Here is a 14947-nt window from a genome sequence, read left to right on the forward strand (position 1 = left end):
GGTGCCTGTGTGGGTGGTGCCTCTGTGATGTCCGTATCGCACCCCGCCACCACAACCAGACGCCCTACGTCACAGGCCCCACCCATCCCTCCTACAGTCGTGATCAATCCGCAACCAATTCCGGTCTTGACCGAGACCCATCAACCCTGGACGTCATTACGCTCGCGCACATGGCCGACTCCACAGCGTCCCCTCCCGCCTCCGCGCACCCCACGGAGCCGAACCACGCAGACCGCCCCGTGTACGTCATCGGCGGCGGCCCGGGCGGACTCGCCGCCGCGTACAGCCTGCGGGCCCAGGGCCTGCGCGCCGTCGTCCTGGAGAAGTCCGACCGCGTCGGGACGTCCTGGCGAGGCCACTACGACCGGCTGCACCTGCACACCACCCGCCGCCTTTCGGGCCTGCCCGGCCTCGCGATGCCGCGCCAGTTCGGGCGCTGGGTCTCCCGGGACAACGTCGTGCGGTACCTGGAGAAGTACGCCGAGCACCACGAGCTGGAGATCGTCACCGGCGTCGAGGTCTCCCGGATCGAGCGCGCCCCCGACGGCACCGGCTGGCTGCTGCACGCCACCGGCGGCCGGGAGCTGACCGGCGCCGCGGTGGTCGTCGCCACCGGCTACAACCACACGCCCCACGTGCCCGACTGGCCGGGACGCGACACCTACAAGGGCGAGCTCCTGCACGCCGGCGGCTACCGCAACCCCGAGCCCTACGCCGGCCGCGACGTCCTCGTCGTCGGCATCGGCAACACCGGCGCCGAGATCGCCGTCGACCTGGTGGAGGGCGGCGCCTCCCGGGTACGGCTGTCCGTCCGCACCGCCCCGCACATCCTGCGCCGCTCCACCGCCGGCTGGGCCGCCCAGTACACGGGCGTACTCGTACGGCGCCTGCCGGTGTCCCTCGTCGACCGGCTCGCGGGGCCGGTGGGCAAGCTCAGCGTGCCCGACCTCTCCGCCCACGGCCTGCCCCGCCCCGACACCGGCCTCTACTCCCGCGTCAACGAAGGCTCGATCCCTGTCCAGGACGTCGGCCTGATCGATGCCGTCCGCAAGGGCACGGTCGAGGTCGTGGCCGCCGTCGAGGGCTTCGAGGACGGCAAGGTCGCCCTCGCCGACGGCACCCGCATCGAGCCGGACACCGTGATCGCCGCCACCGGATACGCCCGCGCGCTGGCAAGCCTGGTCGGCCACCTCGACGTGCTGGACGCCCGCGGCAAGCCGGTCGTGCACGGCGCCCGCACACCCGAGAACGCGCCCGGCCTCTATTTCACCGGCTTCACCAACCCCATCAGCGGCATGCTCCGCGAGCTGGCCATCGACGCGCAGAAGATCGCGAAGGCCATCGCCAAGGACGGGGCAGGACGGGTGTCCCGTCTCCCGGTGACGTAGAAAACGTCAACTCGCTTACGTACACCGCCTGTTGCGTATGGATCAGATGTGCCGCGCGTATGCGCCGGGAGGGTCGTTTCTCGCCACGCATGTGACGCACGTGACCAGAATGTGAGCCCTGCTCACTTTCCGGCTCCACCCACCTCTCGCTATGACGGAGGATGCACGTGGCACGCGAAAGACAGCTCTCCCGACGCACCCTGCTCGGCGGCGCCGCCGCGACCGCCGGCGCCGTCACCCTCACCACCACCGCCGCCGGTACCGCCTCCGCGGCCACCCGCGACGTGGAGGTCGCCGTCGTCGGCGGCGGCCTCGCCGGGCTCACCGCGGCCCGTGACCTGGTCGCGGCCGGAAGGACGGTGGCCGTCCTGGAGGCCCGCGACCGCGTCGGCGGCCGGGTGGTGAACCTTCCGCTCGGCAACGGCCAGGTCACCGAGGGCGGCGGCGAGTTCATCGGCCCCACCCAGGACCGCATCAAGGCGCTCGCCGACTCCCTGGGTGTGGCGACCTTCCCCACCTACAACACCGGCAAGAACCTCCTCTACAAGGACGGCAAGAAGACGGCCTACGCCACCGACGGACTGCTCGGCGCCGTCCCGCCCGTCGACGTGGCCGGCCTCGCCAACGCGGCGATCGTGCAGGCCTCGCTCGACGACATGGCCAAGCAGGTCCCGCTCGACGCCCCCTGGTCGGCGGCGAAGGCGGCCGAGTGGGACAAGCAGACCTTCGAGAGCTGGCTGAACGCCAACGCGGTGGTTCCCTCCGCCAAGTTCCTCCTCGACGTGGCCTGCACGTCGATCTTCTCCGCGCAGCCCCGTGAACTCTCCCTCCTCTTCGTCCTCTTCTACATCGCCGCCGCCGGCAACGAGTCCGCCCCCGGCACCCTGGAACGCCTCACCGAGACCGCGGGCGGCGCCCAGGAGTCCCGCTTCGTCGGCGGCTCCCAGCAGGTGCCGGTCAGGCTGGCGGCCACCCTCGGCGACCGAGTCGTGCTGAACGCCCCCGTGCGCTCGATCACCCGGTCCGGCACCAAGTACGTGGTCACCGCGGACGGCGTGACGGTCACCGCCCGCCGCGTGGTCGTCGCTCTGCCGCCTCCGCTGGCCGCCCGCATCACCTACGACCCGCTGCTGCCGGCCGCCCGGGACCAGCTGACCCAGCGGATGCCGATGGGCTCGATCGGCAAGGCGATCGCCGTCTACGACACCCCGTTCTGGCGGGCCGACGGCCTCAACGGCCAGGTCGTCAGCGACACCGGTGTCGTCCGCTCCACCTTCGACAACTCCCCGCCCGACGCCTCCCACGGCGCCCTGATGGGGTTCATCGAGGCCGACGAGATGCGGGCGTACGACGCGGCGAGCGCCGACGAGGTCAAGGCGGCCGTGCTCAAGGACTACGCGGTCTACTTCGGGGACAAGGCGAAGTCACCCACCTCCTTCGTACTGCAGCGCTGGGACAACGAGAGCTTCTCGCGGGGCGGCCCGGTCGCCTTCGCCCCGCCGGGGGTACTGACCCAGTACGGGGCCGCTCTGCGCAGGCCGGTCGGGGACATTCACTGGGCGGGCACGGAGACCTCCACGTACTGGAACGGGTTCATGGACGGGGCGGTGCGGTCGGGAGAGCGGGTGGCGAAGGAGGTGCTGGCGGCGCTGTGACAGACGCCTTGCGCGCAGGGGGCTCGCCGGGGGTTCGCCAACTTTGCCTGCACAACCATTCCTGACGAAGCGTCAGTTCAGTAATCTGACACTGCGTCAGTTATTGGCTGTCACACAGGAGCGGGCGGACCGATGCTTGGATCAACCCACGGCACCCTCACCACCGACTCCCGCGGCGCCCGGGTCATCGCCTGTGGCGAGCAACCCGGGCCCGCCGTCCACGGCCGGCCCGCCGAGGTCGACGACCTCGACGTCAGCGGACGTCCGCTGTACTCCGACGTCCCCGATCTGGACCGCTTCTTCCGTCCCGAGTCCGTCGCGGTGATCGGCGCCTCGGACACGGAGGGGCGGCCCAACACCGGCGTCACCCGCCAGCTCCTCGCCTGGTCGGAGCGCGTCGGGGCCCGACTGCACCCCGTGCACCCCACCCGCCCGGCTGTCTTCGGCATCGCCTGCTTCCCTTCCGTCGCCGACCTGCCCGAGCAGGTCGATCTCGCCGTACTGCTGGTCGCCGACCCCCTTCCCGTGATCGAGGAACTCACCGAGGCCAAGGTGAGGTTCGCGGTCGTCTTCGCGTCCGGTTTCGCGGAGACCGGCGAGGAGGGTGCCGCCGCGCAGGCCCGCCTCGCCGCGGCTGTGCGCAGGTCCGGGATACGACTCCTGGGCCCCAACACCAACCTCAACGCCTTCGAGCACTTCCGGGACGACCTCGACGGTCCCGCGATCGCGTTGATAACCCAGTCCGGCCACCAGGGCCGTCCCGTCTTCGCCCTTCAGGAGCTCGGCATCCGCCTCTCCCACTGGGCGCCCACCGGCAACGAGGCCGATCTGGAGACCGCCGACTTCCTCTCCTACTTCGCGGAGCAGCCCGAGGTGGGCGCCATCGCCTGCTATGTCGAGGGGTTGAAGGACGGCCGTTCCTTCCTGCTCGCCGCCGACCGGGCCGCCCGGCGCGGAGTGCCGGTCGTCGCGGTCAAGGTGGGCCGCACCGAGACCGGCGCCCGCACGGCCGCCTCACACACCGGCAAGCTGACCGGAGCGGACACGGTGGTGGATGCGGCGATGCGGCAGTACGGGGTGATCCGCGTCGACGGTCTCGACGAACTCCAGGACACCGCTGCCTTGTTGGCCCGCGCCCGGCCGCCCCGCGCCGACGGGGTCGTCGTCTATTCGATCTCGGGCGGCACGGGCGCGCACGTCGCCGACCTGGCCACCGAGGCGGGGCTGCGGCTGCCGGAGCTGTCGCAGGCGAAGCAGGCCGAGCTGCATCAGTGGATACCCGAGTACCTGAACGTGGCCAACCCCGTCGACAACGGCGGGCACCCGGTCGGCGACCAGCGCGGCCGGAAGATCATCGACGCGATCCTCGCCGACCCGGAGGTCGGCGTCCTGATCTGTCCGATCACCGGGCCCTTCCCGCCGCTGAGCGACAAGCTCGTCCAGGACCTGGTGGACGCCGCCGAGCGGACGGACAAGCTGGTGTGCGTGGTGTGGGGCTCGCCGGTCGGCACCGAGCCGGCGTACCGCGAGGTCCTGCTCGGCTCGTCGCGGGTGGCGACCTTCCGGACGGTCGCGAACTGCCTCACCGCCGTCCGCGCCCACCTCGACCACCACCGCTTCGTGACCGGCTACCGCTCCCCCTTCGACTCGGCGCCGCGCACCCCCTCGCCGTCCTTCCGCAAGGCGCGCGAGCTGATGCGCCCGGGACAGCAGCTGAGCGAGCACGCGGCGAAGCAGCTGCTGCGGGCGTACGGAATCCGCGTGCCGCGCGAGCAGTTGGTGACCAGCGCGGCGGCGGCCGTGCGCGCGGCCGGGCTGGTGGGCTACCCGGTGGTGATGAAGGCGTCCGGCGCGCGGATCGCCCACAAGACAGAGCTCGGCCTGGTGAAGATCGGCCTGACCTCGGCCAGTCAGGTCCGGGACACCTACCGGGAGTTGACCGACATCGCCCGCCACGAGGACGTCTCCCTGGACGGCGTACTCGTCTGCCAGATGGTCGAACGGGGCGTGGAGATGGTCGTCGGCGTCACGCACGACCAGCTCTTCGGGCCGACGGTGACCGTCGGGCTCGGCGGTGTGCTCGTCGAGGTGCTGCGGGACGTGGCCGTACGGGTGCCGCCCTTCGGCGAGAGGCAGGCGCGGGACATGTGCGACGAGCTCCGGGGGCGGGCCCTCCTCGACGGGGTCCGGGGGCGCCCCCCGGCGGACCTCGACGCGCTCGTCGAAGTCGTCCTGCGTGTGCAGCGCATGGCACTGGAACTCGGGGACCATCTCGCGGAACTCGACATCAACCCGCTGATGGTCCTGCCCAGGGGCCAGGGGGCGGTGGCGCTCGACGCGCTGGTGGTGTGCAGCTGAAATGGACGCAGCCGACGTGGACGCAGCTGAGATGAACATGGCCAATTCCCCCCGAGAGCCCCGAAATTCCATTGATTCATTGGTACAGCACGCCACTGACAACCAGGTCTCCCGCATTACCCTCAATCGCCCCGAAGCCCTCAATGCCATCACCCCTGACCAGCGCGAACGCGTCATCCGGCTGCTGTCGGAGGCCTCCGCCGACCCTGACGTCCGGGCGGTCGTGATCACCGGAACCGGCCGCGGCTTCTGTGCGGGCGCGGATCTGCGCGGCGGACCGCCGGCCGACGACCGCGTCGCCGGTGACGTGGCCCGCACGATCCGCGCCGGCGCCCAGCGCCTCGTCGCCGCGGTCCTCGACTGCGAGAAGCCGGTCATCGCCGCCGTGAACGGCACGGCGGCGGGCCTCGGCGCTCATCTCGCGTTCGCCTGTGACCTCGTACTCGCCGCGGAGTCCGCCAGGTTCATCGAGGTGTTCGTACGACGCGGGCTCGTACCCGACGGCGGCGGCGCGTATCTGCTCCCCCGTCTGATCGGCCCGCAGCGTGCGAAAGAGCTGATGTTCTTCGGCGACGCGCTGACCGCACCGGACGCGGCACGGCTCGGCCTGGTCAACCGGGTCGTCCCGGACGGTGAGTTGGACAAGACGGCCCGCGAGTGGGCCGAACGCCTCGCCACCGGCCCCACCCGCGCCCTCGCCCTCACCAAGCAGCTGGTCAACGCCTCCCTGGACACCGACCGCGCCACGGCCTTCGCCGCGGAGGCCGCCGCGCAGGAGATCAACATGACGACAGCGGACGCGCGGGAGGGGATACGCAGCTTCGCGGAGCGGCGCAGCCCGGAGTACGGGGGCCGTTGACGCAGCGGCCCCTCGACCCTTCCTATCTGACGCTCCGTCAGCTTCAATGGGAGTCATGATGGGACAAGCAGGGACGGCGGCAGCCGCCGTCCGCTACCTCAGGTCAGGGCCCCGCCCCGACCCCGTCGAGGCCTTGCCGCGCCCCGAGCTGCGGTGCGTCCGCGAGGACGAACCTCTGCCGGTCGACCCGGCCGAGTTCCGGCGAGTGCTGGGGAACTTCGCCACCGGCGTGACCGTCGTCACCGCACCCGCACCCGACGCGGAACCCCATCCCGCCGGCTTCGCCTGCCAGTCCTTCTCCTCCCTCTCCCTGGACCCACCCCTCGTCGCCTTCATGGTCGGCCGTACGTCGACGACATGGCCCCGCATCGCCCGCGCGGGCTTCTTCTGCGTCAACATCCTGGGCGCCCATCAGGGCGACCTGTGCCGTGGCTTCGCGGTGCCCGGCGCGGACAAGTTCGCGGGCGTCGCGTACGACGCGGCCCCGGCCTCCGGCTCGCCGCGCCTGGCGGGCACACTCGCGTGGATCGACTGCACGATCCACGCGGTGCACACAGGCGGCGACCATCTCATCGTGGTCGGGCGCGTGGACGCCCTGGGCGCGGGCGACGAGGACCAGGCACCCCTGCTGTTCCACAAGGGTCGCTTCCTCTAGGTCTGTCGGCGCCCTGTCCGGTCAGCACACCTAGCGCGTGGTGCACTTGGGGTAGCTCGACCCCTCGACGCAGTTGCCGTAGGCGCTGCTGCTGACGTCGATCTCTTCCTCGTCCCCGCCCTTCGTGTGGACCGTCAGTTCGTACTCGGTGTGGCAGCTGCGGGTCTTCTTCGTACCCTTCTTCTTCGTCTTGCACTCGTAGTTCGTGTCCTTGCTGACGACAGTGCCAGTGACGGTCTTCGACTTGCTGCTACAACCGGCCAGTGGCGCGGTGAGTGCGGCGACGGTGAGCAGGACTGCGAGCGTGCGCTTCATGCGGTCTTCCCCCGGGACGTGGGTTGGGGCGGCGTTCTCCGGACGATGGTGCCCGATGCGCCGTCATGTCGGAACGGCGGGGCTGTATGCGAGTCCGGTCATTGTGACGGGGAAACGGGCCGCGGTCGGCTGCCGTGACCCGTTTCCCTTTCCATGCCGCCGAGGAGGCCCCACGTACTCCTCATCCAGGCGGCTCCCCGTGACCCGACGGGGAGGTCGTGCTCAGTCCGTTCCGGCCTGCGCTCAGCCGGTGAAGGCGTCCAGGCCCTCGGGGGTGCCCCAGCCGGTCGGGCCGTCGTAGCCCGACGTCGCGGTGCAGAAGGAGCTGGTGGAGCAGGAGCCGTTGCTGCCGCTGGTCACGTCGTTGAGGGCGGACGTGCCAGCCGCGTTGTACGGGTGCTGGGCCGGGTAGTCGCTGCTGCGGTTCAACTCCCGCTCCGCGATCGCCAGTTCGTCCCGATCGACCTGGACTTCCTGAAGCTGCTTGGTCAACTGCTGGGCGAGGGTGTCCAGTTCGCTCCGGCGAGCGGTGATCCACTGCCGCTCCTGCATCCCCGCAGCCTCCCGCAGTCTCATGGCGCGCCGACCTGCTGACGGATCGCAGGCGGGGGTCGGTCGCGGGCGCAGCCGAACCCGGCATCCCGCCGGAACCGGACTCGCCCGATGATCTACACCATGGTCATCGGCCACCGACCAGCGCGAGTACCCGAGTCGTCACTCAAACCAGACCCGTGACCTACGAATTCACGATGCACACCACTCAGTGCTGCCAGAGCCGCGCTTCATCGATACCTACCCGCGGCAACTCGCGTTCGAGGACTTCGTGGAACCAACGTCCCCGGACAGCACACCTAGCCCGCGACCAGCACCGGATCCGCCGCCCGCCGCCGGATCACCAGCGCCATCAGCGCCGCCGCCGCACACAGCGCCCCCGACGCGTACCAGATCATGTCGTACTCGCCGAAGACGTCACGGACGACGCCCGCGATGAAGGCGACGAGCGCGGCACCGACCTGGTGGGAGGCGAGGACCCAGCCGAAGACGATGGCACTGTCCTCGCCGTACAGCTCCCGGCACAGGGCCACGGTGGGCGGAACGGTGGCGACCCAGTCGAGGCCGTAGAAGACGACGAAGAAGAGCATCGGCGGGTGGACCGACGGGGCCAGCAGCATCGGGAGGAAGAGCAGCGACATGCCCCTCAGCGCGTAGTACACCGCCAGCAGCCGGCGCGGTTCGAAGCGGTCGGTGAACCAGCCGGAGGCGATCGTGCCGACGACGTCGAACACACCGATGACCGCGAGCAGCGAGGCCGCCGCCCTGACGGGCATGTGGGCGTCGTGGGCGGCGGGCACGAAGTGGGTCTGGATCAGGCCGTTGGTGGAGGCGCCGCAGATCGCGAAGGTGCCGGCCAGCAGCCAGAAGGGGCCGGTACGGGCGGCCTTGAAGAGGACGGTCACGGTCCTGCGCGCGGCACCGGTCACCGGGGCCGGCTTCGGCAGGAACTCCGGCGCGCCGTACGGCCTCAGGCCCACGTCGGCCGGGTGGTCGCGCAGCAGCAGCCATACGAAGGGGACGACGGCGAGGGCTGTCAGCGCCACCGTTATGGCCGCCGGGCGCCAGCTGTGCGTCTCGACCATCCAGGACAGCACGGGGAGGAAGATCAGCTGGCCGGAGGCCGAGGCGGCGGTGAGGATGCCGGTGACCAGACCGCGCCGCTCGGTGAACCAGCGGTTGGTGACCGTCGCGGCGAAGGCCAGCGCCATCGACCCGGAGCCCAGACCGACCAGCACGCCCCAGCACAGCAGCAGTTGCCAGGCCGCCGTCATCCACACGGTCAGGCCGGACCCGACCGCGATGACCGTCAGGGCCACGGCGACGACCCGGCGGATGCCGAAGCGGTCCATCAGCGCCGCCGCGAAGGGGGCGGTCAGCCCGTACAGCGCGAGGTTGATGGAGACCGCGGCGCTGATCGTGCCGCGCGACCAGTCGAACTCCCGGTGCAGCGGGTCGATGAGCAGCCCGGGCAGGGAACGGAAGGCGGCGGCACCGAGGATCGTCACAAAGGCGACAGCGGCCACGAACCACGCCCGGTGCAGTGCCGTCAGGCGGCTCCGCCGCGAGCGGGCCGGCTTCTTTCCGGCGCGGGCTGCCTCTGCGGCGGCTTCGGTTGTCTGGGTCACGACATAGAGCTTCCATCCCGACCGCCCCTCCGTTCGAGTGGCCCGGAGGACAGCATTCGCTAGGATCGGGCCATGGAAACGGCCACAGGCTTCCGTCCGCACCGCGTCGTCGTCCTGGCTATCGACGGCCTGCTCCCTTTCGAGCTGGGCATCCCGCACCGCATCTTCGGCCACCCCAAGGACGCCGAGCGCCGACACCTCTACGAGGTCGTGACCTGCTCGATCCGCCCGCCCGGCCCGGTCGAGACCGACGCCGACTTCGCCATCCAGGTCGCCCACGGCCCGGAGGCGCTGGCCACCGCCGACACCGTGATCATCCCGGCGTCGTACGAACTCGGCCCGGTCTTCGAGCAGGGCGTGCTGACCGACGATCTGGCCGCCGCACTGGCCCACATCCGCCCCGGCACCCGCCTCGCCTCCATCTGCACCGGCGTCTACGTCCTGGCTGCCGCCGGCCTCCTCGACGGCCGCCCCGCCACCACGCACTGGGCGGACGCCGAGCGTCTCCAGCGCCTCTTCCCGCGGATCAAGGTCGACGCCGACGTCCTGTTCATCGACGACGGCGACGTCCTGACCTCGGCGGGCGTCGCGGCCGGGGTCGACCTGTGCCTGCACATGGTGCGCCGCGACCACGGCACGGCCGTAGCCAACGAGGTGGCCCGCCGTACGGTCGTGCCGCCGCACCGCGACGGCGGACAGGCGCAGTACATCCACCGCCCCGTGCCCGACCCGCAGCTCGCGACCACGACCGCCGCCCGCGCCTGGGCGCTGGGCCGCCTCCACGAGCCGATCCAGCTGCGGGACATGGCCGAGCAGGAGTCCATGTCGGTACGCACCTTCACGCGCCGCTTCCGCGAGGAGGTCGGCGTCAGCCCCGGCCAGTGGCTCACCCAGCAGCGGGTCGAACGGGCCAGGCACCTCCTGGAGTCCACCGACCTCTCCATCGACCAGGTGGCCCGGGACGCCGGTTTCGGCACCGCCCAGTCGATGCGGCAGCACCTACAGACGGCCCTCGGCGTCACCCCGACCGCGTATCGCCGCACCTTCCGGGCCGGCAACGGCGGGACGGGAATCGGCGAGTCCGAACGGTACGGCGATGTCGGCGCCCTGCGGTGAACGGCCGGCGCGGCGCACCTCGCGCTGAAGGCCGGGACTGACAACATCCCAGGGCATGTCCAGCACCTGTGGAAAACCCCTGACATCCCCCCGGGGCATGCCCGGGACACCACGGGACACACCCGGGGACATGCCCCCGACCTGCTCAGAAAGTCAGCACTCCCCGAGCCACCCGCCCCGCCTCCGCGTCCGCCGCCGCCTTCTCGAAGTCCTCGATCGGGTACGTCTCGGTCACCAACTCGTCGAGCAGCAGCCGCCCTTCCCGGTACAGCTCGGCGTACAGCGCGATGTCCCGCTGCGGCCGCGAGGACCCGTACCGGCAGCCGAGGATCGACTTGTCCAGGTACATCGACGACACGAGGAAGGACGCCTCGGCGGTCGCCGGAGGGACGCCGAGCAGCACCGCTTGGCCATGACGGTCCAACAGGTCGATCGCCTGCCGGATCAGCTCCACCCGGCCGACGCACTCGAAGGCGTGGTCCGCGCCGGTGGGCAGGATGTCCCGCACTCCCTCCGTCGAGGTCAGGAAGTGGGTCGCGCCGAACCTCCGCGCCACGCCCTCCTTCGCCGGGTTCGCGTCCACCGCCACGATCCGCAGGGCGCCCGCGATCCGTGCGCCCTGGAGGACGTTCAGCCCGATCCCGCCCGTGCCGATCACCAACACGCTGTCCCCGCGGTCCACCTTGGCCCGGTTGAGCACGGCGCCCACCCCGGTCAGCACCCCGCACCCGATGAGCGCCGCGGACGGCGAGGGGATGTCCTTCGGGATGCGCACCGCCTGCACGGCCTTCACCACGGTCCGTTCCGCGAAGGCGGAGTTGGACGCGAACTGGAACAGGGGCCGCCCGCTCCGCGTGAACGGCTGCCCCGGCCGCCCGATCGCCCGCCGGCACATCGTCGGCCGCCCCCGGTCGCACTCCGCGCACGCACCGCAGTTGGCGAGCGTCGACAGGGCCACGTGATCCCCGGGCGCCACATGCGTGACACCGGCCCCGACAGCCTCCACCACCCCCGCCCCCTCATGGCCGAGCACCACAGGAACGGCGAAGGGTATGGTCCCGTCCACCACGGACAGATCGCTGTGGCACAGCCCCGCCGCCGAGATCGCGACCAGCACCTCCCCGGGCCCAGGATCCCGTACGTCGAGATCGTCCACGACCTCGATCCGCGTCCCGTCGAACACCACGCCTCGCATCACGCAGCCCCCTGGCCCTTGGGTTCTCTCGGCAGACCGAGCACCCGCTCGGCGATGATCGTGCGCTGGATCTGGTCGGAGCCGCCGTAGATCGTGTCGGCCCTCGAGAACAGGAACAGATGCTGCAACACGTCGAGTTCGTACGGGGCCGATGCCGACCACGCCGCCGGCCCGACCGTCCCGGCAGCGCCCCGCACCAGCAACGCCAGCTCGCCGAGCCGCTGATGCCAGCCGCCCCACAACAGCTTTGCCACACTGGGCGCCCCGGCATCACCCGAACTCCCCAGCGTGCGCAGGGCGTTCCAGCGCATCACCCGCAACTCGGCCCACTGCCGCACCAGCCGTTCCCGTACGACGGGATCACGCACCGCCCCGGACTCGGCGGCCGCCCGCACGACCTGCGCCAACTCGTTGGCGAACCCGACCTGTTGGGCAAGCATCGAAACCCCCCGCTCGAACCCGAGCAGACTCATCGCGACCCGCCAGCCCCCGCCCTCACCCCCGACGACATGCTCCACGCGCGCGCGTGCCCCGTCGAAGAAGACCTCGTTGAAGTCGCTCGTCCCCGTCATCTGCCGGATGGGCCGCACCTCGATGCGACCGGGCTGATCCATGGGCAAGAGCAGGAAGGTGAGCCCATGGTGGCGCCTGGACCCCGGTTCCGTGCGAGCGAGCACGAAGCACCAGTCCGCCTCGTGGGCAAGAGACGTCCAGATCTTCTGCCCGGTGATCCGATACGTCCCGTCCGGGCCCAGTTCGGCCTTCGTACTCACCCCGGCCAGGTCCGACCCCGCGCCGGGTTCGCTGTACCCCTGGCACCAGAGTTCCTCACCGGCAGCGATCGGCGGCAGGAACCGGGCCCGCTGCTCATCGGTGCCGTGGGCCAACAAGGTGGGGGCGAGAAGCTTCTCCCCGATATGGCCCGAACGCGGCGGCGCACCCGACCGGGCGTACTCCTCGGCCCAGACGACCTGCTGGGTAAGACCGGCGGTCCGATTGCCGTACCCACCCTCGGCCCACCCGAGCCCGATCCACCCGGCTTTACCAAGGGTGCGTTCCCAGGCACGCCGATCCTCCACACTCCCTATGTGCGCCGCGAGCCACTCCCTCACCTCCGCCCGGAACGCCTCGTCCTCACCGCCGAATTCAAAGTCCACAGGGCTCTCCTCTCAGCACCGGACGCCTCCAACCCCCCAGGGGCGCGGGGCTGCGTCGACATGCGGCTCCGCCGCGTGGACGCGACAAGCCCCGGACAACCCGCAGCCGCCATCCGCCAGAACCTCCCGAGCTCCTAGGCGTTCGGCCTCTCGCCCCGCGCAGCGGCCCGCGACATCCCCGCCACCCGAGAAAGCATCGGCATCGGATCCACCCCCACAGTCCCCGGCAAGAACTCCGCGATCCGCTCCGGCGTCCACGCCGCCCCCTCCGCGTACGCGGCCCGCAACTCCCTCGGCTGAGCCCACACCGCGATCTTCGGCCCGGCGATCGTGTACACCTGCCCGGTGATCCCCTGCTCCCGCGCCTTGTCCGACAGCAGGTAGAGGACCAACGCGGCGACATCCTCCGGCTCACCGATCTCCGTGAGCTCCATGGGAACGTTCGCCGACATCCGCGTACGTGCCACGGGCGCCACGGCGTTGGCGGTCACCCCGTACTTGTGCAGACCGAGCGCGGCGCTTCGCACCAGCGAGATGATCCCGCCCTTCGCGGCGCTGTAGTTGGCCTGCGAGACCGAGCCCTGGTGGTTGCCGCTGGTGAAGCCGATCAGGGTCCCCGCCCGCTGCTGCCGCATCACCGCCGAGGCCGCCCGGAACACCGTGAAGGTGCCCTTCAGATGAGTGGCGATCACCGGATCCCACTCCTCCTCGGACATGTTGAACAGCATCCGCTCGCGCAGGATCCCGGCGACGCACACGACCCCGTCGAGCCGTCCGTACGACGACAGCGCGACGTCGACGACCCGCTGCCCGCCCGCCATCGTCGAGATGTCGTCGGCCACGGCGACCGCGTCGCCGCCCGCCGCCGCTATCTCCTTGACCACGGACTCGGCGACCTCGCTCGTCGGCGAGTCACCGTCCGTCGAGACGCCGTAGTCGTTGACGACGACCCGCGCCCCCTCGGCCGCCGCACCCAGCGCCACCGCCCGGCCGATCCCCCGTCCGGCGCCCGTCACGGCGATCACCCTGCCTGCCAAGAAGTTCCCCATGCCGGCCCCTTCCCGCGGTTTCTGACGGACCGTTAGATTTTATGTCCCGTGAGACAGTCGGAGACAAGCCCCGGGGAGGACGGATGTCGCTGCCGGCCGAGTTCCACGACATCGCCAAGCGCGTGAACAACTGGGGCCGTTGGGGGTCGGACGACGAGATCGGCACCCTCAACCTGATCACCGACGAGGTCGTCCGCGAGGCCGCGGCCTGCGTACGGAGCGGGCATCGGGTGCCTCTCGCGCTCCCCCTCCAGCAGGACGGCGTGCAGACCGGGCTGATGCCCGGCCGGGTCAACCCCCTGCACGCCATGGTGCAGATCAACCAGGAGATCTTCGGCCCGGGCACGGTGGCGTGCAGCGACGACGCCGTGACCATGGGCCTGCAGGCCGCCACGCACTGGGACGCGCTCACCCACGTCTCACACTCGGGCCGGCTCTACAACGGCCGCCCGGCCGGCACCGTCACCCCGCACGGCGGCGCGGAGTTCAGCGGTATCGACAAGGCACGGCACATCGTCTCGCGCGGGGTGCTGCTCGACGTGGCCCGGGCACACCACAAGGACCGGCTCGACGGTGCGCACGCCGTCACCCCCGAGGACCTGGAGGCCGCCGAGGAACTCGCCGGTACGCGCGTGCGTGCCGGTGACATCGTGCTCGTACGGACCGGGCAGATGCAGGTGTATCTCGCGGGCGACAAGCAGGCGTACGGCCATCCGTCGCCCGGTCTGTCGATCCGCACCCCGGAGTGGTTCCATGCGCGCGATGTCGCCGCGGTCGCGAACGACACCCTCACCTTCGAGATCTTTCCACCCGAGGTCGAGGATCTGTGGCTGCCCGTGCACGCGCTCGACCTCGTGGAGATGGGGATGCTCCAGGGCCAGAACTGGAATCTCGAAAAGTTGTCCACAGCCTGTGGACAAGAAGGCCGGTACACGTTCCTGCTGTCGGCGATGCCCGAACCCTTCGTCGGCGCCACGGGAACCCCGGTGGCACCGGTCGCGATCCTCTGAGCCAGACCCT

At 70.9% G+C, this 14947-nt stretch carries 12 protein-coding genes and 1 pseudogene; 7 read left to right on the top strand and 6 right to left on the bottom strand.

The features are described from left to right. Window positions 1-170 precede the first annotated feature (170 nt). From ACFYO2_RS30070 to ACFYO2_RS30090, 5 genes are all read left to right on the top strand, one after another. The gene (locus tag ACFYO2_RS30070; protein ID WP_388355299.1) at window positions 171-1388 is read left to right on the top strand and encodes a flavin-containing monooxygenase; all 1218 of its coding nucleotides are present in this window, start codon (window positions 171-173) and stop codon (window positions 1386-1388) included. A gap of 161 nt (window positions 1389-1549) precedes the next feature. Continuing rightward, window positions 1550-3043 (top strand): flavin monoamine oxidase family protein, encoded by a 1494-nt coding sequence (locus tag ACFYO2_RS30075; protein ID WP_388355301.1) that lies wholly within the window; start codon window positions 1550-1552, stop codon window positions 3041-3043. A 132-nt stretch (window positions 3044-3175) separates the two neighbouring features. Next, the gene (locus ACFYO2_RS30080; RefSeq protein WP_388355303.1) at window positions 3176-5401 is read left to right on the top strand and encodes an acetate--CoA ligase family protein; all 2226 of its coding nucleotides are present in this window, start codon (window positions 3176-3178) and stop codon (window positions 5399-5401) included. A gap of 37 nt (window positions 5402-5438) precedes the next feature. Beyond that, on the top strand, window positions 5439-6260 hold the full coding sequence (locus tag ACFYO2_RS30085) for an enoyl-CoA hydratase/isomerase family protein (RefSeq protein WP_388355442.1): 822 nt from the start codon (window positions 5439-5441) through the stop codon (window positions 6258-6260). Between the two features lie 58 nt (window positions 6261-6318). Then, window positions 6319-6915: a flavin reductase family protein gene (locus tag ACFYO2_RS30090; protein WP_388355444.1), complete on the top strand. Its 597-nt coding sequence runs from the start codon at window positions 6319-6321 to the stop codon at window positions 6913-6915. A gap of 30 nt (window positions 6916-6945) precedes the next feature. Here the strand turns inward: ACFYO2_RS30090 and ACFYO2_RS30095 are convergent, their stop codons facing one another. The 3 genes and pseudogenes from ACFYO2_RS30095 to ACFYO2_RS30105 all read right to left on the bottom strand — a co-directional run bounded on the left by ACFYO2_RS30095 (window position 6946) and on the right by ACFYO2_RS30105 (window position 9410). Next, entirely contained in the window at window positions 6946-7230 is a 285-nt protein-coding gene (locus tag ACFYO2_RS30095; protein ID WP_388355305.1) for a hypothetical protein, read from the bottom strand. Window positions 7231-7473: 243 nt separating this feature from the next. Then, window positions 7474-7650, bottom strand: a pseudogene (locus tag ACFYO2_RS30100) (peptidase S8); the annotation flags it as partial. 431 nt (window positions 7651-8081) lie between these two features. Then, window positions 8082-9410 carry an MFS transporter gene (locus tag ACFYO2_RS30105; protein WP_388355307.1) on the bottom strand — a complete coding sequence of 443 codons (1329 nt, stop codon included), beginning with the start codon at window positions 9408-9410 and terminating at the stop codon, window positions 8082-8084. A 72-nt stretch (window positions 9411-9482) separates the two neighbouring features. Between ACFYO2_RS30105 and ACFYO2_RS30110 the strand changes: the two genes are divergently transcribed. Next, on the top strand, window positions 9483-10526 hold the full coding sequence (locus tag ACFYO2_RS30110; RefSeq protein WP_388355308.1) for a GlxA family transcriptional regulator: 1044 nt from the start codon (window positions 9483-9485) through the stop codon (window positions 10524-10526). Between the two features lie 145 nt (window positions 10527-10671). Here the strand turns inward: ACFYO2_RS30110 and ACFYO2_RS30115 are convergent, their stop codons facing one another. The 3 genes from ACFYO2_RS30115 to ACFYO2_RS30125 form a co-directional block, all read right to left on the bottom strand. Continuing rightward, a complete protein-coding gene (locus ACFYO2_RS30115) occupies window positions 10672-11721 on the bottom strand; it encodes a Zn-dependent alcohol dehydrogenase (RefSeq protein ID WP_388355310.1) in 1050 nt (349 codons plus the stop codon). Continuing rightward, window positions 11721-12878, bottom strand: a complete 1158-nt coding sequence (locus ACFYO2_RS30120; protein WP_388355312.1) for an acyl-CoA dehydrogenase family protein — start codon at window positions 12876-12878, stop codon at window positions 11721-11723. Before ACFYO2_RS30120 ends, ACFYO2_RS30115 begins: the two co-directional genes overlap by 1 nt. 134 nt (window positions 12879-13012) lie before the next feature. Beyond that, window positions 13013-13927 carry an SDR family oxidoreductase gene (locus ACFYO2_RS30125; protein WP_388355313.1) on the bottom strand — a complete coding sequence of 305 codons (915 nt, stop codon included), beginning with the start codon at window positions 13925-13927 and terminating at the stop codon, window positions 13013-13015. 83 nt (window positions 13928-14010) lie between these two features. On the opposite strand from ACFYO2_RS30125, the gene ACFYO2_RS30130 reads away from it, so the two are divergent. Further along, entirely contained in the window at window positions 14011-14937 is a 927-nt protein-coding gene (locus tag ACFYO2_RS30130) for a cyclase family protein (RefSeq protein ID WP_388355315.1), read from the top strand. Window positions 14938-14947: the final 10 nt, after the last annotated feature.

Origin of the sequence: Streptomyces sp. NPDC006602, assembly GCF_042870385.1 — a bacterium.
Lineage (GTDB): Bacteria > Actinomycetota > Actinomycetes > Streptomycetales > Streptomycetaceae > Streptomyces.